The organism is Enterococcus sp. DIV1206, assembly GCF_051712485.1.
In the GTDB taxonomy this organism is placed as follows: domain Bacteria; phylum Bacillota; class Bacilli; order Lactobacillales; family Enterococcaceae; genus Enterococcus; species Enterococcus faecalis.
In genome coordinates this window covers 1994369-2020055 of sequence record NZ_JBIOOZ010000001.1, presented here as the reverse complement: position 1 = coordinate 2020055, position 25687 = coordinate 1994369, and the positions used below count along the sequence as shown (strand labels likewise).

Below are 25687 nucleotides of genomic sequence, written 5' to 3'. Positions count from 1 at the left end.
AATAAAGGCAGTGCAAAGGAAAAGGATGTGAAACCATGAGTGTGCAGTTTATTAGAGGAACCGCTGTGGCAGATTTAGAAGCGCCACTTATACAGGCGACAAAACAATGGCTAGAGGAAGACGCACAGCATGAAGTATTCTATTTAGTCCCGAACCATATTAAGTTTGAGCAAGAAATTCAAGTCTTGCAAAAGTTACGTCAATTACAGACAACTACGTCTGATTCAATAACCAGTACCCGTCTGCAGGTTTTTAGTTTTTACCGTTTGGCTTGGTACTATTTACAACATACACCTTTTTACTCGGCAGATGTTTTATCTGATGCAGGCGCTGCGATGATTTTCCGCAAAATTTTAGTAGAAGCAGAAGAAGAGTTACAAATTTTTAGAGGTGAAATTAACAAGCCTGGCTTTATTCAGCAACTATTTCAGCTTTATCAAGAAATGCGCGAAGGCAATATTGAGATTGCGGAGCTTTATCCATTTTTAGAAAAACAAACGGAGAACCCTAAAGGACAAGATTTACAACTTAAGTTTCAAGATTTAACGTTAATTTTTACGCGATTCCAATTGCAAATGAGTCAGTATGGCTATGAATCAGCGGAGATTATTCAACATTTAAGTGAGTATTTACAAACGGTTGATTTGTCGAATGTCCAATTCGTTATTTCAGGCTATCAGCAGTTTACTGCCAGAGAATTAAAGTTGATTGAAGTACTAATGGCGCAAGCAGGTTCTGTGAAAGTAGCCCTTTTATTGGACAAACAATATCCGCATGACTTACCTGATCCGCGGTCGTTATTTTATGAAGCGGGGCAAACCTACCATCAGCTTTATCAATTAGCAAGACAGAAGCAAATTCCGATTCTTTCAGATTATGTGGAAAAGAAAGAGGTATTAATTACAAACCCAGACTTGCAAGGATTAAATGATTATTGGATTCAATCGCAAGAGCACCTGCATCCATTAAGCACAACTGACTGGAGAGGCGATGGCTTATTTCTGTGGCGTGCTGAAAACGTTAAAGAAGAATTAACACATGTTGCAACTGAAATTCGCCGTTTAGTGGTGGAAGAAGGGTATCGGTACAAAGAAATTCAGGTGTTGACTCGTGATTTAGATTGTTATGAAAATTTATTAGAACCGATTTTTGCGGAACACGAGATTCCTGTTTATGTCGACCGAGATATGGCTATGGATCGGCATCCTTTAGTCGAATGGATTGAATCTTTATTTGCTATTCATTCGTACAATTATCGTTATCGCGATGTGCTCCGTTTTTTGAGAACGGAATTATTTATGCCAATGAATCAACTCGCTACTTCTGAAGAAAGCTTGACTGATTGGTTAAACCAACGGAACGCTTGGCGCAGAAAAGTTGATATTACCGAAAATGTAGTCCTGGCATACGGCTATGAAGGTTATTATTGGTCGCAAGAAAAAGATTGGGAATTTATTCGGTATGATTTTGAAGCGGAAGAGCAAGAAGATGTCGCTACGATGGAAGAAGAGTCAAATGCGATTCGTCAATCGCTTCAACGGCTGCTACCTAGTTACTTTCAAGCAATGATAAGTGCCAAAACTGGTTTGGAAGCAGCGACCGTCTTCTATCACTTTTTACTGCAAAGTGGTGTGGCAACACAATTAAAAATGTGGCGCTTACAAGCTATCGAAGCAGGTCAACTAGAAACAGCTCGTAACCATGAACAGACTTGGGATGCATTGATGTCGTTACTAGATGAATACGTCACTGTTTACGGAGAAAGTTCGTTTGATTTTACAACGTTTCAAGAAATATTTGTTAGTGGCTTGGAAGGTTTGCACTATAGTAAAGTGCCGACAGCGATTGACCAAGTACAAGTTCGCGCGATGGATTTAACTCGACCTGGCGCTGCCAAGGTTACTTTTGCTATTGGGATGACGGAAGAAATTTTTCCACAAAAGATTGAAAATAAAACACTATTGTCTGATGAAGAACGTCAGACAATCAATGATACGTTAACGGAAAACCAATATTTACGTGGGACAACTGGGCGCAAAATTGCGCAAGAACCGTTTGTTGCGTATCTCGTCTTTTCTTCAGCGCGAGAACGGTTATATTTAACCTATCCAAGTGTTAAAGACACCGCTCAAGAAGTCAAACCGTCTCCTTATTTTAAAAATATCCAAAAAGATTTAAACTTGCCCGTTTTTGAAAAAAATGAAACAACCATTTTCGATGATGAAACGACCAGTTTAGCCCATATTAGTACGTATCGGACGTTAATCGGTGAATTAACGCGTTTGAAAAGACAACGGAAAGAAACACAAGAAGGATTGTTGCCTTTCTGGTTAAATATGGAAAAAGCGCTAATGAACCAATCAATTGCGCCGCTAGCCAAGCAAGTTTTCGAAAGTTTAACGCATCAAAATATTCCTGAAAAGATTGATGAGGTCTTAGCAGAACCTTTATATGGTAAAGATATTTATACATCCGTTTCTCGGATGGAGAGTTTTTATCGGTGTCAATATCAATACTTTTCTCGCTATGGCTTACGTTTGAAAGAAAGAGATGTCTTTGGGCTTTCGCCAGCAGCTACAGGGGAATTTTTCCATGAAGCATTGGATCAGTTCTTTAAATTATTGATTATGAATCAACGGAACTTATCTGAATTAACCGATCAGGAAGTCAATTTATTGGCGGAGGAAGTGCTAAATAGTATTTTAGGGTATGCGCGTTTTTCTGTATTAACGACCTCTAGTCGCATGAACTATATTCGCTATCAATTGAGTCAAACAATTAAAAAAGTCAGTTGGGCGCTGAAACGCCAAAGCCAACGAAGTGGCATGACGACTGTTCAAACGGAAGTGTTATTTGGCCAAATTGCCGCTAAAAAAGGAATTTCTGGTTTGGAATTACCATTAAAAAATCAAGGGAAAATTCATGTTCGGGGAAAAATCGACCGGATTGATCAATTGGTTACCCCCGAATCAACCTATTTAGGTGTGATTGATTATAAATCGAGTCACCGTAAATTTAATATGACAGAAGCGTATTACGGCTTAGCCATGCAAATGCTGACGTACTTGGATGTGGCTTTAATGGATGCTGTGCAATTAGTTGGTCAAGAAGCTAAACCTGCTGGCTCACTTTATCTGCATGTACACAATCCTACGTTATCTTATGAAGGCAAAGACGACATTGAACAACAAATGCTTAAAAAATATCAGTTTGATGGTCTTTTGATGAAAGACCCAGATTTATTGGATCATTTAGATACGAGTCTGCAAGCTAAACAAAGTTCGTTGCTGTTTCCGATTGAAGAATCCGCCAAAGAACAAATTAAACCTGGTCGTCGCCAAGAAGATAAATTTGTGACAGAACCAGAATTAGGCGCGTTGCTTTCCCATAACCGAAATAAATTTATTGAAGCGGGGAATCAAATTATTGGCGGCGAAGTTCAACTTAATCCCGCTTATCAAGGCAAGGAACGGATTGCTTGTCGCTATTGTCCGTTTCGAAGTGTCTGTGATTTTGATGTGATGCTAAAAGAAAATAATTATCATCGTATTGAGAATTTATCCAAAGAGGAAATTATGGCGCGCTTGTTAAACAAAGATGAGGAAGGAGCAACCGAAGATGAGTAAAACAATTCCACTACGTCCAGCCAATGAGCAATTCACCGACAGTCAATGGCAAGCGGTGTTTGATGGCGATGAAAATATCTTAGTTTCTGCTTCGGCTGGCTCAGGAAAAACCACCGTTTTAGTCCGCCGTGTCATTGAAAAAGTCAAAAGCGGCGTCGATATCGATCGTCTCTTGATTGTGACGTACACTGAAGCCGCCGCCCGTGAGATGAAAGAACGTATCCAAGTGGCTTTACAAAAGGCAATGAATGAAGAACAAGATCCAGAAAGAAGACGGCATTTTTCTCGTCAAATTGCTCTTTTGCCAACAGCCAATATCAGCACGTTACATGCCTTTTGTTTAACTGTTATTCGTCGTTTTTATTATTTAATTGACATAGATCCAGTTTTTCGGATGTTAACAGATGAAACAGAAACATTGTTATTAAAAGAAGATGTTTGGGATGCATTACGTGAACAATTTTATGCGGAAAATCAAGAAGAATTTTACCAATTAACAGCGAATTTTTCCAATGATCGTAGTGATGACGGACTCACTAACTTAATTTTTTCTTTTTATGAATTTGCCAAAGCCAATCCTGATCCAGAGGCGTGGATTAATGGCTTAACACAAGCCTACGAAGTAGGGGATCAGCTAGGCGAATCAACGTTATTTCAGACGTATTTAAAACCGCTAGCTGTTGAGACGTTACAACGAACTCTTCAGCGTTACGAAGAAATGGTGACCTTAACAGAAGGCGAAGAGAAACTTCAAAAGATTTGGTATTTAGCTCAAAATGAAAAGGAACAAACAAAACAATTTTTACAATTTTTAGAGAGAAATGATTTAGAGAGCGCCTATAATTTGACTGAATTGTTGAGCTTTGACCGCTACCCAACGGTTCGTGCCGAAGAGTTGAAACCAACCGCGGAACAAGCCAAACAGTTACGAGAACAAAATAAAAAAGCGTTAAATGATTTGAAAAAGCAACTGTTTACACTTTCTCCAGATGCCATGAAACAAGTCTTGAAAGAGGCCACGCCCATTGTTCAAGAAATGGCTCACGTGGGGAAACAATTTATGGAGGCCTATGGCGCAGAAAAACGGCTTAAAAATTTAGTGGATTTTAACGATTTAGAACATTATACGTTAGCTATTTTAGCGAAAAATCAGGCAGATGGCTGGCAAGCATCAGAAGCCTCTCTTTACTATCGCGAAAAATTTGATGAAGTGTTAGTCGATGAATACCAAGATATCAATCAATTACAAGAATCTATTTTGTATTGGTTGCGCCGTCCGCTTAGCACAGAAGGAAACCTTTTTATGGTAGGAGATGTGAAACAGTCTATTTATTCTTTCCGCTTGGCAGATCCTACATTGTTTATTGAAAAATACAATCAGTATGGGCAAGGCAAAGAGGGCAAACGAATTATTCTAGCTGAAAATTTTCGTTCCCGCAAAGACGTTTTAGACTTTACGAATTTAGTATTTAGTCAATTAATGGATGAGCGAGTGGGCCAAATTGCTTACGATGAGTCAGCCGCTTTGGTTCATGGTTTTGATCAATTTTCGGAGGCGGCTGATTATTCAACTGAATTGCTAATTTATGAAAAAAAAGCAACAGAATCAGTTGAATTTCCAGAATTACAATCCTCTGAGTTGTTGATTGAAGATAAGACAGAAGGGGAACTTTACGTTACTGCTTTGAAAATTCGTGAATTAATTGACCAAAATTTCTTAATTTATGATAAAAAGCTGAAAACGGATCGACCGATTACTTATCAAGATATTGTCTTATTAACGCCTACAAAGAAAAATAATTTAACTATTTTAGATGTTTTTAAATCATTAGAAATTCCAGTTCAAGTCAATGATGCTCAAAATTATTTCCAAGCAACGGAAATTCGTACAATGATTGCCTTGCTTCAATTGATTGATAATCCCTATCAAGACATTCCTTTGGCAGCTGTGTTACGTTCACCAATTGTTGGATTAAAAGAAAACGAATTAGTGCTTATTCGTTTGGCTAATAAGGAAACCAGTTACTACGAAGCATTTTTAACGTTTAATCAAAAGATGGAACCAACCATGGAGGAAGCAGTTGTTCAGGAAAAAACTATACGTTTTGCTGAATCATTAGAAAAATGGCGGGAACAGGCTCGACGCAACCAGCTTAGCAACTTGCTGTGGACAATTTATCGGGAAACGGCCTATCTTGATTATGTTGGCGGGTTGCCTGTTGGCAAACAACGCCAAGCCAATTTATATGCGTTGGTCGATCGGGCCGCGGCGTATGAAAAAACAACCTTTCGCGGATTATTTCAATTTGTTCGCTTCATCGAAAAAATGCAAGAAAAAGACAAAGATTTAGCGGAACCAGTCGTTTTAAGTGAAGAGAATGCCGTACGCGTCATGACGATTCACGCTAGTAAAGGGTTAGAATTTCCGGTGGTATTCGTTTTAGATATGACCAAAGAATTTAATGTCAGTGATTTGAATGAACGCTATATCTTTGAAGAAAATTTAGGGGTAGGCATTCGTTATTTACAACCTGAAGAACGAGTTATGTACGATACTTTACCATTTTTGGCGATTAAACAAGTACGATTGAGAAAATTACTATCCGAAGAAATGCGGAAGTTATATGTGGCGTTGACACGTGCAGAACAGAAACTTTTTCTGGTAGGCTCCTATAAAGACCAAGCCGCAATGTGGAAAGAGTGGCTGAAAGTTGGCGATGTAGAAACACTGGTGCTACCAGCTGAAAATCGCTTGCAAAGTAAAAGTAGTTTAATGAATTGGGTTGGGATGACATTGGTACGCCATCAAAAAGCCGATGAATATCAGCAAGAAGTAGTAGTAAGTAACGTTCCGCAAGTCAAAAAGCACCCAGCTAACTTTCATATTCAGTGGTTCAACGAAGAACAACTACGAGCAGCCATTCAGCAATTACAATTGCCAGAAAGACAAGCAGAGGATTTAGCCGAAAAAGCGCAATTATCTGCTGACAAAATCAATCGTGGTCTTGCACGGTTAAGTTTCAATTATCCGTTTGAAGTGGCTACTCGGACCACCAGTTATCAGTCTGTTTCTGAAATCAAGCGAGTATTTGATGACCCCGATAACAAAGAAATTGGTAAAATTGAGGTTCGGGAAGACAATACTATTCAAGCGCAACCGTTGATTGTCAATCGAATGATTGAAGGAGATTTAAGTAAGCCTAAATTTTTAGATACGGTTCAAGCGCCCTCAGCAGCTGAAATTGGGACAGCAACCCATTATTTATTACAACTAATTGATTTAAGTAAGCAACCTTCTTACGAGGAAGTGCGAGCTGTTCAAGAACGCTTAGTGGAAAATAAATTGATTTTACCAGCAATTGCTGAAAAAATGAATCTGGAACAAATCGTGGCCTTCTTTGACACCGCCTTAGGAAAACAATTGATTCAACACCATCAAACCGTTAGAAGGGAACAACCTTTTTCTATGCTGATTGAAGCAGAAGAGCTCATTCAAAATTATCCAGAAACGACACAAGATGATTTATTAATTCATGGGATTATTGATGGCTATATCGAATTAGACAATCAATGCATTTTGTATGACTATAAAACCGATCATGTAAAAAGCACCTCTCCCCAAGCGATTTCTGAAATTGTCGAACGGTATCGCGGACAGATGAATCTTTATCGTAGAGCACTACAAGAGGCAACGCATAAAGAGGTGTCGCACGTCTATTTAATTTTATTAAATGGAGGAGTAATTATTGACATGCAGACAGGAAATGTTGTAGATTTTATAAAGTAGAAAAAATTAGAAGCAGAAACACTTACATTTTGTAAGGAATGTGCTATACTCATTGAAGAGGTGAGGAAGATGGAAAAAGTAAAAACAGAATCGTTTGTACTTTGTCCCAAATTTGAAAAATCATTTTCAATACTTGGTAAAAAATGGAATGGTTTAATTATTGATGTTTTATTAGAACGAGGTCCTCAACGTTTTGGCGAATTAAAAGAAAAAATTCCAATGTTAAGTGATCGTGTCTTAGTAGAGCGATTGAAGGAACTAGAAGCTGAAGGAATTATCACCAAAGCTGTTCGTTGCGGTGAAGGAAATCGCTTAGAATATTTCCTGACCGAAAAAGGCGAAGACTTGCAATTAGCAATGGAACAAATTCAACATTGGGCAGAAAAATGGGTAAAAGACGAAGAATGCAGTTGACCGCAAGCAAAACTTCTTGTAAACTAAACGTAATTAAATAACTAAAAAAACAGTGATGGAAACAAGTAGTTTGAATTGACGTGTTTTAGGGAGAGTCAGCCAGAGACTGGAAGCTGATTTACACAGTCACCAAGCGAAATTCACTTCCTGAGTTTGTTTGTTTTCAAGAAGAAAGCAAACCGGTAATTGCCGTTAAATGAAATGAGTGCATGACAACAATTTGTTATGAATTAGGATGGTAACACGATAGCTCGTTCCTTTGAAAGGAATGGGTTATCGTTTTTTTTAGTTTAAATAAAAGATAGAGGGGAACGCATAATGACATTACAAGCGCAATTAGAAGCTCTTAGAGACAATACGCTCAAAGAAATCGCACAAGTTGCTACTTTAAAAGAATTAAACCAAATTCGCGTAGAAACATTAGGAAAAAAAGGGCCAATCACCGAAGTATTAAGAGGCATGAAAAACCTTTCACCAGAAGAACGACCAGTGGTGGGGGGCTTTGCAAATGAAATTCGTGATTTATTAACAGAAGCAATTGAAGCGCGCAAAGTTGTTTTAGAAAACGAAGCGTTAAATGCGGCACTAAAAGAAGAAAGTTTAGATGTAACTTTACCTGGGAAACAAATGCCTCAAGGTACACGTCATATTTTGACACAAGTTATGGAAGAGATTGAAGATATTTTCTTAGGCATGGGTTATCAAGTAGTGGAAGGATACGAAGTAGAATCGGATCACTATAATTTCGAACGCATGAATCTACCAAAAGATCATCCGGCACGCGACATGCAAGATACGTTTTATATTTCAGATGAGATGTTAATTCGTACGCATACTTCACCAGTTCAAGCTCGAACAATGGAAAAACACGATTTTTCAAAAGGTGCATTACGAATGATTTCTCCTGGGAAAGTATTCCGTCGTGATACAGATGATGCGACACATAGTCACCAATTCCATCAGATTGAAGGCCTTGTTGTCGATAAAAATGTCACAATGGGTGATTTAAAAGGGACGTTAGAAGTCATGATGAAAAAAATGTTTGGTGAAGATCGTAAAATTCGTTTACGTCCTAGCTATTTCCCTTTTACAGAACCTTCAGTCGAAGTAGATGTTAGCTGTTTTAAATGTGGCGGCGCAGGTTGTAACGTCTGCAAACATACAGGTTGGATTGAAATTTTAGGTGCGGGGATGGTTCATCCAGATGTGTTACAAATGTCAGGGATTGATCCAACAGAGTACTCAGGCTTTGCCTTTGGCTTAGGACCAGATCGCGTTGCTATGTTACGTTATGGTGTAAATGATATCCGTAATTTTTATCAAAATGATTTACGTTTCTTAAATCAATTCAAGGTAAAGGAGTAGTTGAAAAATGTTAGTTTCTTATAAATGGTTAAATGAATATGTTAATCTTTCAAACGTTACTCCGCAAGAATTAGCGGACAAAATGTCTGTGACAGGTATCGAAGTTGAGGGCGTTGCTGTACCTGAAGAAGGCTTAAAGAAAATTGTTGTCGGTGAAGTAAAAGAATGTGTTCCTCACCCAAACTCTGACCACTTATCAATTTGCCAAGTAGACATCGGTGAAGAAGAATTGTCACAAATTGTTTGTGGAGCACCAAATGTAAAAGCAGGAATTAAAGTCATCGTAGCGTTACCTGGTTCAAGAATTGCAGGAAATCAAAAAATTAAAAAAGGTAAAATGCGTGGCGAAGTTTCTAACGGAATGATTTGTTCGTTAGAAGAGCTAGGATATTCAGATAATGTCGTACCAAAAGCCTACGCTGAAGGAATTTATTATTTACCTCAAGAAGCAGTGAATGGGACACCTGTTTTCCCTTATTTAGACATGGATGATGCGATTATTGAATTATCAATTACACCAAACCGTGCAGATGCACTAAGTATGAGAGGGGTAGCCTATGAAGTTGGCGCAATTTATCGTCAAACGCCTCAGTTTAATGATCCCGAACTCAAAGAAGATGCTTCAGATAACGTGGAAAATTACGTAACAGTAACTGTTGAAGATTCACAAGATGCGCCAGCGTATCAAATTCGTGTTATTAAAGATGTGACGATTGCAGAAAGTCCTCAGTGGTTGCAAAATCGATTGATGAATGAAGGAATCCGTCCGATTAACAATGTGGTGGACGTGACAAATTATATTTTATTATTATTTGGTCAACCATTGCATGCATTTGATTACCAAAAATTAGATAGTAAAGAAATCTTGGTTCGTCGAGCAACAGCAGCAGAAGAACTAATTACATTAGATGGTGAAACACGTCAATTAACAGAAGAAAATATCGTCATTACGAATGGAAAAACGCCTGTCGGCTTAGCCGGTGTAATGGGTGGGGCTAATTCTGAAATCAGTCAAGAAACAACAACTGTGGCTTTAGAAGCGGCATTGTTCAATCCATTGTCTATTCGCAAAACGTCTAAACAATTCAATTTACGGAGTGAATCTTCAAGTAGATTTGAAAAAGGTATCAACCAAGCGACAGTTGGGCTAGCTTGTGATGTGGCAGCCGCGATGATTGCAGAGTTAGCCAACGGAACAGTGGTCTCAGGCACTGCAGTTGGTTCTGAAGTGGCCGTTAAAGAAGCACAGGTAGCTGTGACTTTAGAACGAATCAACCAATATTTAGGCACTGCATTAGATGAAGCAACGGTGAATGAAATTTTTGAAGCACTCGGTTTTGCTTATGAAGTAAATCAAGGCGCCTATGAAATTACGATTCCACCAAGACGTTGGGATATTGCGATTGAAGCAGATATTATTGAAGAAGTGGCCCGCATTTATGGATATGATCATTTACCTTCAACATTGCCAAGTGGAGAAACAGTTGCTGGAAGTCTAACCAAAGCACAACATGTTACGCGCCAATTAAAGAGCTTACTGGAAGGTCATGGTACGAGTGAAGCCATCAGCTATGCGTTGACAACAGAAGAAAAATCCCGTCAATTTATGATGAAAGAAAGTCAAACAACACGTTTGCAATGGCCAATGAGTGAAGAGCGTTCTGTGTTACGTATGAACTTAATTTCTGGTTTATTAGATGATGTCGCATACAATGTGGCGCGTAAAAATAATAATATCGCCTTCTACGAAGTAGGACGCGTTTTCTACCAAACAGAAGATCCAACAAAAAATTTACCTACAGAAGAAAATCACTTAGCACTTGCTTTAACTGGTAATACAATGGTTAAAGATTGGCAAACAAAAGCAACAGCCGTTGATTTTTATACAGTAAAAGGCTTAGTGGAAAGTATTGTAGCTGTTTTAGGATTAACAGAAAAAATCAGTTATCAAGCGACAACGGCGATTCCAGAAATGCATCCAGGCCGGACAGCATGGATTTATTTAGAAGATGAAGTGGTTGGTTTTGTCGGACAAGTTCACCCAACGACAGCAAAAGCGTACGATATTCCTGAAACATATGTTGCTGAATTAAACTTGCAACAATTAGTAGCTACAGAAGCAGGCGGGGTTACTTATGAAGCAGTGTCTAAATTCCCAGCAGTTTCTCGAGATATTGCTTTATTAGTCGATGAAACAGTTACCAATCAAGAACTAGTTAAAACTATTTCAGATAACGCAAGTAAATATTTGAAAGAGATTCATTTATTTGATGTATATCAAGGTGAAAAACTAGGCGCTGGCAAAAAATCAATGGCATATAGTTTAACTTTCGTTAATGCAGAAGCGACATTAGTGGATGAAGAAATTAACCGTTCAATGGAAAAAGTTGAAAAAGCGCTAATTGAAAAACATCAAGTAGAAGTAAGATAAAATAAAAACAGGAAAGTGGGGCATAAGTCGAAATGACTTATGCCCCACTTTCTAAATCTTAAGATAATCAGCTGAACAAAAGCAGCTCCTTCGGAAATAAGCCGAAATTATCCAAAAATTAAAGAACAATTTTCGGAAATTCCTTCTTATTTCTTGGAGCTAAACACTTTTGTCTCAGCCTCCTGTTTTTAACTACATTAATAACTTTTCGCCCAATTTCGTGAAAGCCAACGTGAAAATTGTGAGATACTAAAGTTAATAATGAAATAAATAAGGGCGACTATTCCGTAAATAGTGAATACTTGTCCTGTTTGTGCGTAGCGCCCCATTAAGATATAAGATTTGCCAAAGAGTTCTTGTAAAGCAATTACGGAATACAAGAAACTTGTATCCTTGATGACAGTAACAAACTGAGAAACGATCGCTGGTAAAACATTGCGAATGGCTTGAGGCAAAACAATATGATAAAGAATTTGCCAATTTGAAAACCCTTGAGAACGCGCCGCTTCAATTTGGCCTTTATCGACCCCATTTAAACCACCACGAATAATTTCCGCTAAAGCAGCGGTAGTAAACACAGTAAAACTCACAATTCCAGCAGGTGTGGATTTGATTTTGAAAATCAAAAAAATAACATAAATCCACAATAAGTTTGGAATATTACGCACCACTTCTACATAAATACTGGCAAGTAACTTCAGTGGTCCATGGGTTTGATTTCGCAAAACGGCTAGAATGGTGCCAAAAATCGTACTCAAAATAATTGAGACGAAGGAAATATAGAGCGTCAATTTTAAGCCGTTAAATAGAAATTGAAAATTATTTGCTGTCAGTAATTGACGCATTTCTTCTGAAAAAGGCATCTGTTTTCCTCCTATCTACTATATGCTTTCTTATTTTTTTCTTCCATTTTTCTAGCCAAATTCGCTAATGGGAAGCAAAGAATGAAATATAAGAAACCAGCGAGCGCAAAGGCGGGAATATAGTTCAAGTTGACAGACGACCAACTATTGGCAGCAAACATTACGTCTGCGCCAGAAATAATGGCAACTGTTGACGTATTTTTAATTAGGTTCACTACTTGATTGGTTAAAGGCGGTAACATAATCCGCCATGCTTGTGGTAAAATCACATACCGCATCGTTTGACCATACGTTAATCCTTGGGAGTAAGCCGCTTCAAATTGCCCTCTTGGGACAGCTCCGATTCCTGAGCGAACCACTTCAGAAATGTAGGCGCCATGGTAGAGGCCTACACACAGAATGGCAATCGTAGTAATAGAAAATGAAAGCAGTGGGCTTAGCAGAGGAAAGCCATAATAGACTACGATAAATTGAATCAACAAAGGTGTGTTTTGAAAAAATTCTACATAGACACGACTAATTGCGTGTAAAAGTTTACTTTTGGTCGCTGATAAACTGCCAAAGAAAATGCCTAAAGCAAAGGCAACTAAAATCGCTCCTAAAGAAAGCAGAATAGTATAGAGAAATGCCTGACCAAAAATTCGCCAATCTTGAAATAAAGCTTCCCAACGATATAAGGCAAATGGCCCTTCTTCAAGCCAGGAAATATTGGCTAACAAAAACATAAAAATCCCTCCTAAAATTTTTGATTCTTCAAGTCTTAGGAATGATTAATTTTTTAAGCCCCAGTCTTGATAAATTTTTTCTAGTGTGCCATTTTTTTCCCATTTTTCAATTAAACCATTTAGATAATCATTTAATTCAGTATTTGCTTTCTTTGTGGTAATTCCATATTCTTGTGGCGAAAAACCATCTTTTAAAATTTCTGTCTTGCCATCCACATAGCCAGATAGGATTGATTTATCCACTGAAAATGCATCAATTCGTTTAGAAGTTAACGCTGTTTTTAATTCTGGATAAGAACCTAATTCTTGATAAGTAAATTTGATTCCTTCCTCTTGCGCTTTTTTCTCTAAGTTTTCTTTTGTCGTAGCAGATTGTGCAACGCCGATTGTTTTTCCGTCTAAATCTTTCATGCTGGAGAAGTTATCCTCTTTGCGCACAAGGAAACCAATCTCATCTGTATAATAAGGAGTTGTAAAATTATAAGTCTTTTTACGTTCATCAGTAATTGTAAATGTAGCAATTACCATATCTAGTTCACCATTGTCTAAAAGGGGACCGCGCGTTTTCGCTGTCACGCCCACAAATTCCACATTCTCTTCGCTGCCGGTAATTTCTTTCGCAATCAAGCGTGCAATATCTGGTTCCATTCCTTCATTTTTGTTTGTATCAGGATTCATATAGCCAAAATTAGGAATGTCTTCTTTGACACCTACTTTAATTTTCCCCGCTTTTTTTAATTGTTCTACTGTGACCGTTTTGTTTGATGAAGCACTTTTGGAAGTTGAGTCATTGTTGCCGCTACCACAGCCCACAATGATGCCTGCTAATACAAGTAAGGAGAGTCCAGCTAGCCATTTATTTTGTTTTTTCATTGTTCATTCCTCCAATTTTTTGTTTTTTTATTCATTACCCGTTATGAATAATTTTGCTTAGAAATTCTTTTGCACGAGGGTTTTCAGTGCTTGTAAAGAAATGTTCAGGTGTTCCTTGTTCAATAATCTGTCCTTGGTCCATGAAGATTACACGGTCAGCCACTTGACGAGCAAAGCCCATCTCATGTGTGACACAAACCATGGTAATATTTTGTTTGGAAAGATCGACCATTACATCTAAAACTTCTTGAATCATTTCTGGATCAAGTGCCGAAGTCGGTTCATCAAAAAGGATAATCTCAGGATGCATATTTAAGGCACGAGCAATAGCGACCCGTTGTTGCTGCCCGCCAGAAAGCTGCGAAGGATAAGCAGAAGCTTTATCAGCCAAACCGACTCGTTCTAAATACTCCATGCCAGTACGAACCGCTTCGTCTTTGGAAACGCCCATCACTTTAATCGGTGCTAACGTTAAATTATCAATAATCGTTTTATGAGCATATAAGTTAAAATTTTGAAAGACCATGGCAACTTTCTGGCGAACCTTTTGAATCGGTGCTTTCGGTTTGGTGATGTCAATGTTATCAATTACGACGGAACCATCATTGACTTTTTCCAATTGGTTCATACACCGAATTAATGTACTTTTGCCAGAGCCAGAGGGTCCGATAATGACAATTTTTTCTCCTTGTTCTACATTCAAAGTAATATCTTTTAAAACGTGATGCTCCCCAAAATACTTATTTACATGTTCTAAAGAAATCATAGGCAGTCTCCTTTGCAATCATTTGGTAGAAAAGATAACAGAGGATTCGGTGAGAAACATGTTATTTAAATTAAATTAACCAAATGTATTTCTAATTGTATTCTCAATGTTAGGAATTATAACATACAAAAAAATGAATTACTAGTTTTTTAATCGAAAAAGATTTCCTTCAAAAAAAGAAATAAATGAGAGCAAAACAGGAAAAATTGACAATAGTCCTTAAAAAGTAGAAAATAAAGGCAGTGAATAAAAGGCAAAGGTAGGATGAGAATGAGCAATCAAGAAGCCATTGGATTAATTGATTCTGGCGTTGGTGGATTAACTGTTTTAAAGGAAGCGCTAAAACAATTACCAAATGAACGATTAATTTATTTAGGAGATACAGCCCGTTGCCCATATGGTCCACGACCAGCCGAACAAGTCGTTCAGTTTACTTGGGAAATGGCCGATTTTTTATTGAAAAAACGAATAAAAATGCTAGTAATCGCATGTAATACCGCGACGGCTGTCGCATTAGAAGAAATTAAAGCTGCCTTGCCAATTCCAGTTGTCGGTGTTATTTTACCTGGCGCACGAGCAGCCGTTAAAGTCACAAAAAATAACAAAATTGGTGTCATAGGTACCTTAGGGACAATCAAAAGTGCTTCCTATGAAATCGCCATTAAAAGTAAGGCACCAGCAATTGAGGTGACTAGTTTAGCTTGCCCTAAATTTGTCCCCATTGTTGAAAGTAATCAATATCGTTCTTCCGTAGCAAAAAAAATTGTGGCAGAAACACTTCAAGCATTACAATTAAAAGGACTTGATACGTTGATTTTAGGTTGTACCCATTACCCGTTGTTACGTCCGGTGATTCAAAATGTGATGGGAAGTCATGTGACATTAATTGACTCAGGAGCCGAAACAGTTGGCGAAGTTAGCATGCTTCTCGATTATTTTGACATTGCACATACGCCTGAAGCTCCTACACAGCCCCATGAATTTTATACAACTGGTTCTGCAAAAATGTTTGAAGAGATTGCAAGCAGTTGGCTTGGTATAGAGAACTTAAAAGCACAACAGATTCACTTAGGAGGAAACGAAAATGATTAGACATGATAGTCGTGCACCAAAAGAATTGCGAAAGATCACTATTGAAACCAATGTTTTTAAACATCCAGAAGGTTCGGTGGTTATTTCGTTTGGCGATACAAAAGTAATTTGCTCAGCCACTGTCGAAGAAAAGGTTCCCCCATTTTTACGAGGCGCGGGAACAGGTTGGGTAGCAGCTGAATATAGCATGCTCCCTCGTGCGACGAACACAAGAAATATTCGGGAAAGTGCGAAAGGAAAATTAACAGGGCGAACAATGGAAATTCAACGTTTGATTGGGCGGTCATTGCGAGCTGTTGTTGACTTAGAAAAGTTAGGGGAACGGAGCATTGTTGTCGATTGTGATGTGATTCAAGCAGATGGTGGAACCCGTACTGCTAGTATTACAGGCGCTTTTGTTGCTCTACGCTTAGCAGTTAATCATTTATTGATGACTGGTGCGCTAGCGGAAGACCCAATTAAAGAGCATTTAGCTGCTGTCAGCGTGGGTATTTTACCCGATGGTTATTGTGTGCTGGACTTAGATTACGCAGAGGACTCGAATGCTGCAGTGGATATGAACATCGTGATGACCGAGTCTGGTGAATTTGTGGAAATTCAAGGAACGGGTGAAGAAGCTACCTTCTCAGGAGATGAGTTAAATGCCATGCTCTTTTATGGAAAAACAGGGATTGAGGAATTAATTGCGTATCAGAAAGAAGCGCTTTATGCTTTAGCCTCTGAAGAAGTCCCTTCGCAAGATTCAGAAGAGAAAGTGATTGTCATTGCAACTAGAAATCCTGGTAAAGCGAAAGAGTTTAGTTCAATTTTTGGTGAAAAAGGATATACAGTTAAGACGTTATTAGATTATCCGAATTTGCCAGATGTAGAAGAAACTGGTCGAACATTTGAAGAAAATGCTCGTCTAAAAGCTGAAACAATTGCAGAAATTTTACAGAAACCAGTATTAGCAGATGATTCAGGATTAATTGTTGATGCGTTAGGGGGAATGCCAGGAATCTATTCTGCTCGTTTTGCTGGTGAACCAACTAACGATGCTTCAAATAATGCGAAACTATTGCATGAGTTAACGGGCGTGCCAAAAGAAAAAAGACAAGCGCGTTTCCATTGTACATTGGTTTTTGCTGAACCAAAGAAAGAAAGTCTGGTGGTCGAAGCTGAATGGCCCGGAGAAGTCGGCACGATTCCTCGTGGTGAAGGAGGCTTTGGGTACGATTCACTTTTCTATGTCCCAGAGCTTGGTAAAACGGCAGCTGAATTGTCTGGAGAAGAGAAAAATAAAGTTAGTCATCGTGGACAAGCAGTGGCAAAATTAAAAGAACAATGGGAAGAATGGCTAAAAAAATAGGAGTTGAAACGTATGAAAATCTTGGTAGTAAGCGATAATCATGGCGACCGTGACTGTTTAGTTGACTTAGTGAATCATTATGAAGGACAAGTCGATGCACTCTTTCACTGTGGTGATTCTGAATTAGAACCGACAGATGAACTTTGGCAGAAATTAATTGTAGTCCAAGGAAATTGTGATTTTTATGATGAATTTCCCAAAACTGTGACTAAAAAAGTGGGTGATCAAGTTATTTATATGACACATGGTCATTTGGCCAATGTTAGAATGGGGCTCACGACACTTGCTTTACAAGCGGAAGAAGCAGGAGCGACAATTGCCTTATTTGGTCACACTCATGTACTCGGCGCAGAGCGACACAATAACATTCTCTTTGTTAATCCGGGAAGTATTCGTTTACCTCGTGGACCAGTTCAAGAGAAAACATATGCCATAATTGAAAGTACACCTGAACAATATCTCGTTCAGTACTATAACAAAGAGCACCAACCGTTGGAACGATTAAAGGCAACGTTTACGAAGTAAAAAAGTCGATTTTTTACCTGATAGTAGAACATAAGCCAGCGAGGGAATGTTCTACTATCAATTTTTTATTTTTTTAAGAAAGCGTTCTCTTTTTTTGGGGAGAATAGAACAAAACGTTAATTTTCGTTTGTTAAGTTATGAAGAATTTGCGAATTCCAAGACTTTTTTCGCAGAATTAGGTACAATAAGTTACGTGTTAAAGAATTAGAAATGGAGGCAACCCAATCATGATAGGGACTGCTGTAAAAGAATTATTATTAGAAAAACAAGAAACGTTTTTAGTACCTGCCGAAAATGTCGCCAATGTAATGTGTTTAAATCCTTTAAGTCACGCGGCATTAGTCTTATCGCAAGTTCGCTATTCCAAGATTCCTGTGTTAGATAAGGGAGATCGCTTTGTTGGCTTAATCGGCTTGACAGACGTTGTAGATAAAATGTTTGATTTGACTTCAGTGGATTTTGAAAAATTGAATGAATTTACTGTGGCCGATGTAATGGAAGTCAATGTTCCTGTAATTGGTGAATCGTGGGATTTAGAAGAAGTGTTACATTTATTAGTAGATGCTTCTTTTTTACCAGTGGTTGATGATAATCAACGCTTTAAAGGTATCATTACACGCAAAGAAATTTTAAAAGCGGTCAATCATATGGCGCATGAATTAGAAAAACATCATCTTGTTCTGCCTAAATCAGAAGAAGAAATGAAAGTAATTTAAATAAAACACAAGAAACTCTTTACTTTTTTCTCATAAATGCGTTATTCTGTATGATAACACGAAGTAAAGGAGTGCTGTGATTGGACGCATATGAGATTATTCAGTATATTGGCGATGCCAAAAAGCAAACGCCTGTTAAAGTAACACTGAAAGGGCAATTAAAAGAAGTCACGTTTCCGGAAACAATTAAGGTCTTTAATAATTGTAAAACTGGGACACTGTTTGGCGATTGGGCTGACGTAAAACCTTTTTTAGAAGCAAACAAAGAAAAAATTGAGGATTATGTTGTAGAAAACGATGCACGTAACTCAGCAATTCCTTTTCTTGATCTGAAAGACATTAATGCTCGGATTGAACCAGGTGCTTTGATTCGCGAAAAAGTTGAAATTGGCGATCAAGCGGTGATTATGATGGGGGCTATTCTAAATATTGGCGCCGTCGTTGGTGCAGGGACTATGATTGATATGGGCGCTGTTTTGGGCGGTCGTGCAACTGTAGGAAAACATTGTCATATTGGCGCGGGAACGGTTTTAGCTGGTGTCATTGAACCCCCAAGTGCCGCACCTGTGGTTATTGAAAACGAGGTTGTCATTGGAGCGAATGCGGTCGTACTAGAAGGGGTTCGTGTTGGTGAAGGTGCCGTTGTGGCTGCTGGGGCAGTAGTTGTGGAAGACGTTCCAGCGCATACCGTTGTCGCAGGCGTGCCAGCAAAAGTAATTAAACAAATTGATGATAAAACCAAGAGTAAAACAGAGATTTTAGAAGAATTACGTAAACTCTAAAAATAAATTAGTCAGTCGCGATGAAGAAACTTCTTCATGGCGGCTTTCGATTACCCCAAAAATGAAGGAGTGGCTTTTGTGGAGCAAGAAGAATTAATTGCGATTAGACGGCAACTACATCAAATACCTGAAATCGGTCTAGAAGAAAAGGAAACACAAGCCTTTTTACTTAATGAAATTGATAAAATGAAGCAACCTTATCTGCAAGTTCGAACATGGCAAACGGGGATTTTAGTCTTCATAGAAGGCAAAAATCCTCAGAAAACCATCGGCTGGCGTGCTGATATTGATGGTTTGCCTATTCAAGAGGAAGTGGTTTCTGCTTTTCAATCAAAACGACCAGGGTTTATGCATGCCTGTGGGCACGATTTTCACATGACAATCGGTTTAGGGGTTTTGAAAGAATTAAGTCAACAGCAACCAGACAATAACTTTTTATTTTTATTTCAACCTGCTGAAGAAAATGAAGCAGGGGGGATGTTGATGTATGAAGACCATGCGTTTGGTGAGTGGTTACCTGATGAATTTTATGCGCTTCATGTTAATCCTGATTTGCCAGTCGGAACTATTAGTACCAGAGTAGGGACATTGTTTGCTGCCACTTGTGAAGTGAACATTACCTTAAAAGGAAAAGGTGGACATGCGGCTTTTCCGCATCAAGCAAATGATATGGTCTTGGCGGCCACAAATTTAATTCAGCAAGCGCAAACGATCGTTAGTCGAAATGTTGATCCTGTGGTCGGGGCAGTCGTTACTTTTGGGACTTTTCATGCAGGGACTGCCTGCAATGTGATTGCCGAAGAAGCAACTTTATCTGGTACAATTCGCACATTGACAGCAGAAACGAATGAACAAACGCAGCGAAGAATTCGCGAAATTAGTGAAGGTATTGCGCAATCTTTTCAATGTGAAGTAACTGTTCATCTTGATCAAAAAGGGTATTTACCTGTAGTGAATGAGCCAGCATGTACCACGAATTTGATTGAATACATGAGCAAACAAGCAACAGTTCAATTTCAACAAGCACCGGTTGCAATGACAGGTGAAGATTTTGGCTATCTATTGTCTAAAGTCCCAGGCACGATGTTTTGGTTAGGCGTGGCAAGTCCTTATAGCCTTCATTCTGCCAAGTTTGAACCGAACGAAGAGGCGTTATTGTTTGGAGTGGAGGCAGTTAGTGGGTTTTTAAAATCATTGGACAATTAGAAAAACAGCCACCAGATAACTAATAAATATCTGGTGGCTGTTTTTTATTTTGCAATAATGGGCGTATTGGGAATCGTAAAACCGGCCTCTGTTAATGCTTTGATATATTGAGCTAGAAATTCTTCTTTGACCGCAAATTGTTTGCCGTTTAGTACATACATGGTCGTTCGCACCGCAAAGTTGCCATTGCCTAAATCAACCATACCAAAAATATCTGGCCCAGTTTGAATACTTTCGATATACTTTTCTTTTAACGTTTCATTGACTTCTGTAATCACTTCACAAATTTTTTCATAACCTTCTTCAGGATTGATGCGGACATCAATTAACACTTGCATATTGGCACGAGACAGGTTACTGATTGTGGTGATGTTTCGGTTTGGAATAAAATGAACAGTTCCATCAACCGCTTTAATTTGAGTGGTTCGTAATCCGACAGAAGTAACTGTTCCTTCAATATTTAACGCCAATAAGCGAATATAATCGCCTACATCCATTTGTTGTTCTAAAATAATGAAAAATCCGGTAATTAAGTCATTCATGAATCCTTGAGCCCCTAAACCAATGGCAACACCGGCAATTCCCGCTCCGGCTAATAATGAGCCAACAGGCACACCGACAATGGTCAAAAGAGAATAGATGAAGAAAAAGAACAGCGTATATTGAAATGCATTAATAATTAAAGTGTGTAACGTTTTTAAACGGCTTTCACTAAAATGTTGCTTTTTACTATAATTTGCATAGGTGCGATCAATTAAATATTTCCCGATTCGCTGAATAATAAAAAATAGAAAAATTAAAAATAAAATTGATAAACTTTTTTCAATTAAGGTAGCGACAATGGCATCCCAATTAATATTGTTCCAAAAGCGTTGTAGCGCGCTCACTTTTTTTACGGTCGCTTCTGCTAAATCAGGAGCAGAAGAATCGACTGTTTCAGTACTGGCTAAACCAAGTATCAACATAAAAATCCAACTTTCTCTAAAATTTCTTCTTTTAGTATACTAAATCTCTCGGCGAAAGGGGAAGAAAATAGAAAGTTTTTTTAAAGACTTAACATGTTTTTTTAGGAATGTTATAATTTTGTAAATAAATAATATATTTTATAATTTTGTTAAAGGTTGTGAGTGCTGCGTGAAAGTTTCAATTGAATGGGCAAAAAATGATTTACTTTCTAAATTACCTGTAACAATTTTTATTGATGAACGATGTGCCACTCGCTTGACGGCTGACAAGCGACGAACATTCATCTTCCATAATCCAGTCGCTTTACGATTAGGAAGTCGTTTTTTTAGTAGTCAGATAATCGAAGTTGCGGAATCATGTACATTGAAAGTTTCCTTTAATTGGTCCTGTGTTTATCTCTTTTGTATCTGGTTACTTGCAGTTAAACTGTGGATTGGAAGCGTTAGCGGTCGGGCAATTGTAGTCGTGGCACTAATCGGAGTGCTGACCTATTGGCGTCGTTATTTATTAAAAATAAAGAAAATGACCTGACAAGTCGTGATTGTTTCGTGAAAGAAGAATGCGTAGTATACTAAAAGTAATGAAAATGAAGGGACTGAAGAAACACATGACTTTGGATAAAACAAAAAAATTAGCAAACGGCAATGAAATGCCACGCCTAGGTTTAGGCGTTTGGCGTGTAGAAGATGGCTCAGAAGCAACAAATTCAGTAAAATGGGCTTTAGAAGCGGGTTATCGCTTGATTGATACGGCAGCCGTTTATAAAAACGAAGCAGGGGTGGGCGAAGGCATTCGTCAATCGGGTATTCCCCGCGAAGAAATTTTCGTGACGACGAAATTATGGAATGAAGATCAAGGCTATGAAAATGCGATTAAAGCATTTGATAAAAGCTTAGAAAAATTAGGGTTAGACTATGTTGATTTATATTTAATTCACTGGCCTGTTGCTGGTAAATATAAAGAATCATGGAAAGCATTAGAAGAAATTTACGCAAGTGGTCGTGCCAAAGCAATTGGCGTTTCCAATTTTCATCAACATCATTTGGAAGATTTATTAACAGAAGCAAATGTTGTGCCAATGGTGGATCAAATTGAATTACATCCTACGTTAACACAAGAACCGCTACGAAAATATTTAGCCGAAAATAAGATTGCCGTGGAGGCTTGGTCTCCTCTAGGACAAGGTAATTTATTATCTGAACCAGTACTAGTGAAAATTGGTGAAAAATATGGTAAATCAGCGGCCCAAGTGATTATTCGTTGGCACTTACAAAATGATATTATCGTGATTCCTAAATCTGTTCACGAAAAAAGAATTCAGGAAAATTTTGCTGTCTTTGATTTTGAATTAACACCAGAAGAAATAACCGCAATTAATCAGTTAAATAAGGATCATCGTTTTGGTGCAGATCCAGATAATTTTGATTTTTAAGTATGATAGCAAGTAAAAACGGAGGGGCGAAAGACGTCCCTCCGTTTTTACTATAATTTTTGAACAAAGTAGTTAAAGAGTGCTTGGGATTTGGCATCACGTGCGTACATTAGTTCAGGATGCCATTGAACAGCTAATAAAGGCTGCTGTTCATTTGTTGATTCCACTGCTTCTGCAAGGCCATCAGAGGACCAAGCAGTAACGCGTAAATCTTTTCCTAAAGTATGTAGTGCTTGGTGATGGTACGAGTTGACTTGACCAGTTGTACCATATATGTTTGATAATTGACTGTCTGGTTCAACATCAATACGATGCGTCGCAAAGATTGGTTGAGTGGGTTGTTGTCCGTGCTTAACTGACCATTGAGGATACATCGATAAATCTTGATATAATGTGCCACCTAAAGCAACATTGACTAATTGCATTCCACGACAAACCGCAAAAATAGGTTTGTTTTGTTTTAAGGCTTCTTCAATTAGGGCTAACTCAAACTCGTCACGATCACGATTCGTTTCTTCTAATTTTATATGGGGTTCTTGTCCGTAAAATTCAGGGGCAACATCTTGACCGCCTGCTAAAAGTAGTTTATCAATTTGTTGTATATACGTAGCGGCTAATTCTTTGGGGCCAATTGGCAAAACGAGAGGAACGCCACCTGCGGCTTGAACAGCGCTAACAAAACCTTGTGGGGTGTAAGTCACTTGGTTACCGTGAAACACTTCAGCTGCCTGCAAAAGTTGATTGCCAGCGATTCCAATAATTTTTTTTGTCATAATAACATCACATCCTCAATAAATTCATACGTTCTATTGTAGCACTTTTTTTGAAAAAAGTGTTTGAGAAGAAGTCGAGACAAGTTTTGTCTCGGACAGCTCTCAAACACAAAAAACTCAGTAAGTGAACAAGTGAAACTTTTTAACGTTCACGAATGACTTCGATTTTATAACCATCTGGGTCGACAACAAAGTAATAAGATGGTGCAGTTCCAGGTAAGCCTTTTAAGTCAGTGACAGTTAAGCCAGCTGCTTGATGTTTTTCGTGTAATCCTTCTAAATCATCTGTACTGATGGCGATATGACCATAACCGTTGCCTAAATCGTATGCTTCATGATCATAATTATAAGTTAGTTCTAGTTCGTAGTCGTCTCCTGGTAAAGTTAAATAAACCAAAGTAAATTTATTTTCTGGAAAATCACGACGGCGACTTTCTTCAAAATTGAAGGCTTTTTGATAGAAATCTAATGATGCCTCTAAATCTTTTACACGCACACATGTATGAGCCATTTTCATAGTTAAAAACTCCCTTTCAAACTTAATTATATTTCCAACGTTAATAGTAGCATAGATAAACGTGAAATGTAGAGAAAAACGCTTGGTTTCTGACTTGTTCTAAAGGAATTTCTCAGGTAAAATAGATGAAAAGAGAAGAGGTGCGCCAATGAAAACGCCAACGTTTGGAAAAAGAGAAGAGACATTGACCTATCAAACAAGATATGCTGCATACATTATTGTTTCAAAGCCAGAAAATAACACAATGGTTCTGGTACAAGCGCCAAATGGAGCTTATTTTTTACCAGGAGGCGAAATTGAAGGCACCGAAACGAAAGAAGAAGCAATCCATCGAGAAGTGCTAGAAGAATTAGGAATTAGTGTAGAAATTGGCCGTTATTTAGGGGAAGCCGATGAATATTTTTATTCGAATCATCGCCAAACGGCCTATTATAATCCTGGATATTTTTATGTAGCGAATACTTGGCGGCAACTTAGCGAACCCTTAGAAAGGACCAATACTTTACACTGGGTTGCACCAGAAGAAGCAGTCCGTTTATTAAAAAGAGGAAGCCACCGCTGGGCCGTTGAAAAATGGCTAGCGGCAGCATCATAAAATAACGAATAACCCTCAATCTATGTTGATTAGATTGAGGGTTATTGTTATTGAAAAGAATGTTTAAATTAAAACCATTTTTTCAATAATTTGAGCGACACCATCTTCGTCATTACTAGTGGTATGCACATCGGCAATTGTTTTAACATTTTCTGTCGCATTGCCCATCGCAACACCAATCCCAGCGTAATCAATCATGGATAAGTCATTTTCATTGTCACCAATGGCCATCACTTCGTCTTTATTTAAGCCTAAATGGTCTGCCAATTTTGCTAGAGCATTGCCTTTGCTAGCATTTTTATTCATGATTTCATAGTAAAAAGGCGTACTTTTAACAGTCGTATATTTTTCGGTAAAATGTAATGGTAATTTTGCAATGGCAGGATCTAAAACTTCCGGCTCATCAATCATCATCATTTTAATAATGTTCATCTCTGGTGTCATTTCATCCACCGTACGATATTTCAAAGGCATGTTCACTAAAGATGCTTCGTGAATCGTATATTTACCAATATTGCGATTGGCAGTGTAAATAGCGGAATCATCAATTGTATGCAAGTGAGCGCCGACTTTACGAGAATACATTTCAATTTCTAAAAAATCCTCATAACTCAAGGTATAGCGTGAAATAATCGTATTATCTTTGGTTGCTTGGACAAGCGAACCGTTGTAGGTAATCACGAAATCATTTTCACCATATAAGGCTAATTCATCCAATTGTTCTTTCACGCCTGGCAAAGGACGGCCTGTACATAAAACAATACGAACGCCTTGCTCATTTGCTTTTTGGAGCGCTTCTTTGACCCGTGGGGTAATCTTGTGTTGTGAATTTAGCAATGTTCCGTCGATATCAATAGCAACTAACTTAATTGACATAGAATCCTC

At 38.2% G+C, this 25687-nt stretch carries 22 protein-coding genes and 1 other annotated feature; of the genes, 14 read left to right on the top strand and 8 right to left on the bottom strand.

The annotated features are described in order from the left end of the window. Positions 1-35 precede the first annotated feature (35 nt). The 5 genes from IGK86_RS09815 (at position 36) to pheT (ending at position 11623) form a co-directional block, all read left to right on the top strand. On the top strand, positions 36-3626 hold the full coding sequence (locus IGK86_RS09815) for a PD-(D/E)XK nuclease family protein (RefSeq protein ID WP_016617186.1): 3591 nt from the start codon (positions 36-38) through the stop codon (positions 3624-3626). Beyond that, on the top strand, positions 3619-7413 hold the full coding sequence (gene addA, locus IGK86_RS09810; RefSeq protein ID WP_016617187.1) for a helicase-exonuclease AddAB subunit AddA: 3795 nt from the start codon (positions 3619-3621) through the stop codon (positions 7411-7413). The genes IGK86_RS09815 and addA overlap by 8 nt, the downstream gene beginning before the upstream one ends. A gap of 69 nt (positions 7414-7482) precedes the next feature. Continuing rightward, entirely contained in the window at positions 7483-7827 is a 345-nt protein-coding gene (locus tag IGK86_RS09805; RefSeq protein WP_002358035.1) for a winged helix-turn-helix transcriptional regulator, read from the top strand. A 43-nt stretch (positions 7828-7870) separates the two neighbouring features. Beyond that, positions 7871-8089 (top strand) — a binding site (T-box leader). A gap of 56 nt (positions 8090-8145) precedes the next feature. After that, complete coding sequence (gene pheS, locus IGK86_RS09800) at positions 8146-9192, top strand: phenylalanine--tRNA ligase subunit alpha (protein ID WP_002358034.1); 1047 nt, start codon at positions 8146-8148, stop codon at positions 9190-9192. A 7-nt stretch (positions 9193-9199) separates the two neighbouring features. Next, positions 9200-11623 carry a phenylalanine--tRNA ligase subunit beta gene (gene pheT, locus IGK86_RS09795; protein ID WP_016617188.1) on the top strand — a complete coding sequence of 808 codons (2424 nt, stop codon included), beginning with the start codon at positions 9200-9202 and terminating at the stop codon, positions 11621-11623. Between the two features lie 197 nt (positions 11624-11820). On the opposite strand, the gene IGK86_RS09790 is transcribed toward pheT, so the two are convergent. The 4 genes from IGK86_RS09790 to IGK86_RS09775 are packed head-to-tail and all read right to left on the bottom strand — an operon-like array spanning position 11821 to position 14850. Next, positions 11821-12486: an amino acid ABC transporter permease gene (locus IGK86_RS09790; RefSeq protein WP_002382114.1), complete on the bottom strand. Its 666-nt coding sequence runs from the start codon at positions 12484-12486 to the stop codon at positions 11821-11823. Between the two features lie 11 nt (positions 12487-12497). Further along, positions 12498-13211: an amino acid ABC transporter permease gene (locus IGK86_RS09785; RefSeq protein ID WP_002363695.1), complete on the bottom strand. Its 714-nt coding sequence runs from the start codon at positions 13209-13211 to the stop codon at positions 12498-12500. A gap of 45 nt (positions 13212-13256) precedes the next feature. Next, a complete protein-coding gene (locus IGK86_RS09780) occupies positions 13257-14084 on the bottom strand; it encodes a transporter substrate-binding domain-containing protein (RefSeq protein WP_016617190.1) in 828 nt (275 codons plus the stop codon). A 34-nt stretch (positions 14085-14118) separates the two neighbouring features. Next, positions 14119-14850, bottom strand: a complete 732-nt coding sequence (locus IGK86_RS09775; RefSeq protein ID WP_002360585.1) for an amino acid ABC transporter ATP-binding protein — start codon at positions 14848-14850, stop codon at positions 14119-14121. Between the two features lie 264 nt (positions 14851-15114). Here IGK86_RS09775 and racE point away from each other — a divergent pair, with 264 nt between their 5' ends. The 6 genes from racE to IGK86_RS09745 all read left to right on the top strand — a co-directional run bounded on the left by racE (position 15115) and on the right by IGK86_RS09745 (position 20519). Further along, positions 15115-15942, top strand: coding sequence for a glutamate racemase (gene racE, locus IGK86_RS09770; protein WP_002358027.1), 828 nt, complete (start codon positions 15115-15117; stop codon positions 15940-15942). Beyond that, entirely contained in the window at positions 15935-17290 is a 1356-nt protein-coding gene (rph, locus tag IGK86_RS09765; protein ID WP_002358026.1) for a ribonuclease PH, read from the top strand. Before racE ends, rph begins: the two co-directional genes overlap by 8 nt. A gap of 12 nt (positions 17291-17302) precedes the next feature. After that, entirely contained in the window at positions 17303-17815 is a 513-nt protein-coding gene (locus IGK86_RS09760) for a metallophosphoesterase (RefSeq protein WP_002381991.1), read from the top strand. 227 nt (positions 17816-18042) lie between these two features. Then, positions 18043-18531 carry a cyclic-di-AMP-binding protein CbpB gene (gene cbpB / locus IGK86_RS09755; protein WP_002358013.1) on the top strand — a complete coding sequence of 163 codons (489 nt, stop codon included), beginning with the start codon at positions 18043-18045 and terminating at the stop codon, positions 18529-18531. A gap of 80 nt (positions 18532-18611) precedes the next feature. Further along, a complete protein-coding gene (gene dapD, locus IGK86_RS09750) occupies positions 18612-19313 on the top strand; it encodes a 2,3,4,5-tetrahydropyridine-2,6-dicarboxylate N-acetyltransferase (protein ID WP_002358012.1) in 702 nt (233 codons plus the stop codon). A 36-nt stretch (positions 19314-19349) separates the two neighbouring features. Next, a complete protein-coding gene (locus tag IGK86_RS09745; protein ID WP_002388919.1) occupies positions 19350-20519 on the top strand; it encodes an N-acetyldiaminopimelate deacetylase in 1170 nt (389 codons plus the stop codon). Positions 20520-20563: 44 nt separating this feature from the next. Here IGK86_RS09745 and IGK86_RS09740 read toward each other — a convergent pair whose 3' ends face one another. Then, positions 20564-21484, bottom strand: a complete 921-nt coding sequence (locus tag IGK86_RS09740) for a mechanosensitive ion channel family protein (RefSeq protein WP_002382128.1) — start codon at positions 21482-21484, stop codon at positions 20564-20566. Between the two features lie 169 nt (positions 21485-21653). Between IGK86_RS09740 and IGK86_RS09735 the strand changes: the two genes are divergently transcribed. Further along, positions 21654-22016 (top strand): hypothetical protein, encoded by a 363-nt coding sequence (locus IGK86_RS09735; RefSeq protein ID WP_016617192.1) that lies wholly within the window; start codon positions 21654-21656, stop codon positions 22014-22016. A gap of 28 nt (positions 22017-22044) precedes the next feature. Continuing rightward, positions 22045-22917 carry an aldo/keto reductase gene (locus IGK86_RS09730; RefSeq protein WP_002382129.1) on the top strand — a complete coding sequence of 291 codons (873 nt, stop codon included), beginning with the start codon at positions 22045-22047 and terminating at the stop codon, positions 22915-22917. Between the two features lie 50 nt (positions 22918-22967). On the opposite strand, the gene IGK86_RS09725 is transcribed toward IGK86_RS09730, so the two are convergent. Both IGK86_RS09725 and gloA read right to left on the bottom strand, forming a co-directional pair. Beyond that, the gene (locus tag IGK86_RS09725) at positions 22968-23690 is read right to left on the bottom strand and encodes a gamma-glutamyl-gamma-aminobutyrate hydrolase family protein (protein ID WP_002358005.1); all 723 of its coding nucleotides are present in this window, start codon (positions 23688-23690) and stop codon (positions 22968-22970) included. A gap of 142 nt (positions 23691-23832) precedes the next feature. Beyond that, a complete protein-coding gene (gene gloA, locus IGK86_RS09720) occupies positions 23833-24207 on the bottom strand; it encodes a lactoylglutathione lyase (RefSeq protein ID WP_002358003.1) in 375 nt (124 codons plus the stop codon). Positions 24208-24355: 148 nt separating this feature from the next. On the opposite strand from gloA, the gene IGK86_RS09715 reads away from it, so the two are divergent. Continuing rightward, on the top strand, positions 24356-24802 hold the full coding sequence (locus IGK86_RS09715) for an NUDIX hydrolase (RefSeq protein ID WP_002363716.1): 447 nt from the start codon (positions 24356-24358) through the stop codon (positions 24800-24802). A gap of 63 nt (positions 24803-24865) precedes the next feature. Here the strand turns inward: IGK86_RS09715 and yidA are convergent, their stop codons facing one another. Next, positions 24866-25678: a sugar-phosphatase gene (gene yidA, locus IGK86_RS09710; RefSeq protein ID WP_002377829.1), complete on the bottom strand. Its 813-nt coding sequence runs from the start codon at positions 25676-25678 to the stop codon at positions 24866-24868. Between the last annotated feature and the right edge of the window lie 9 nt (positions 25679-25687).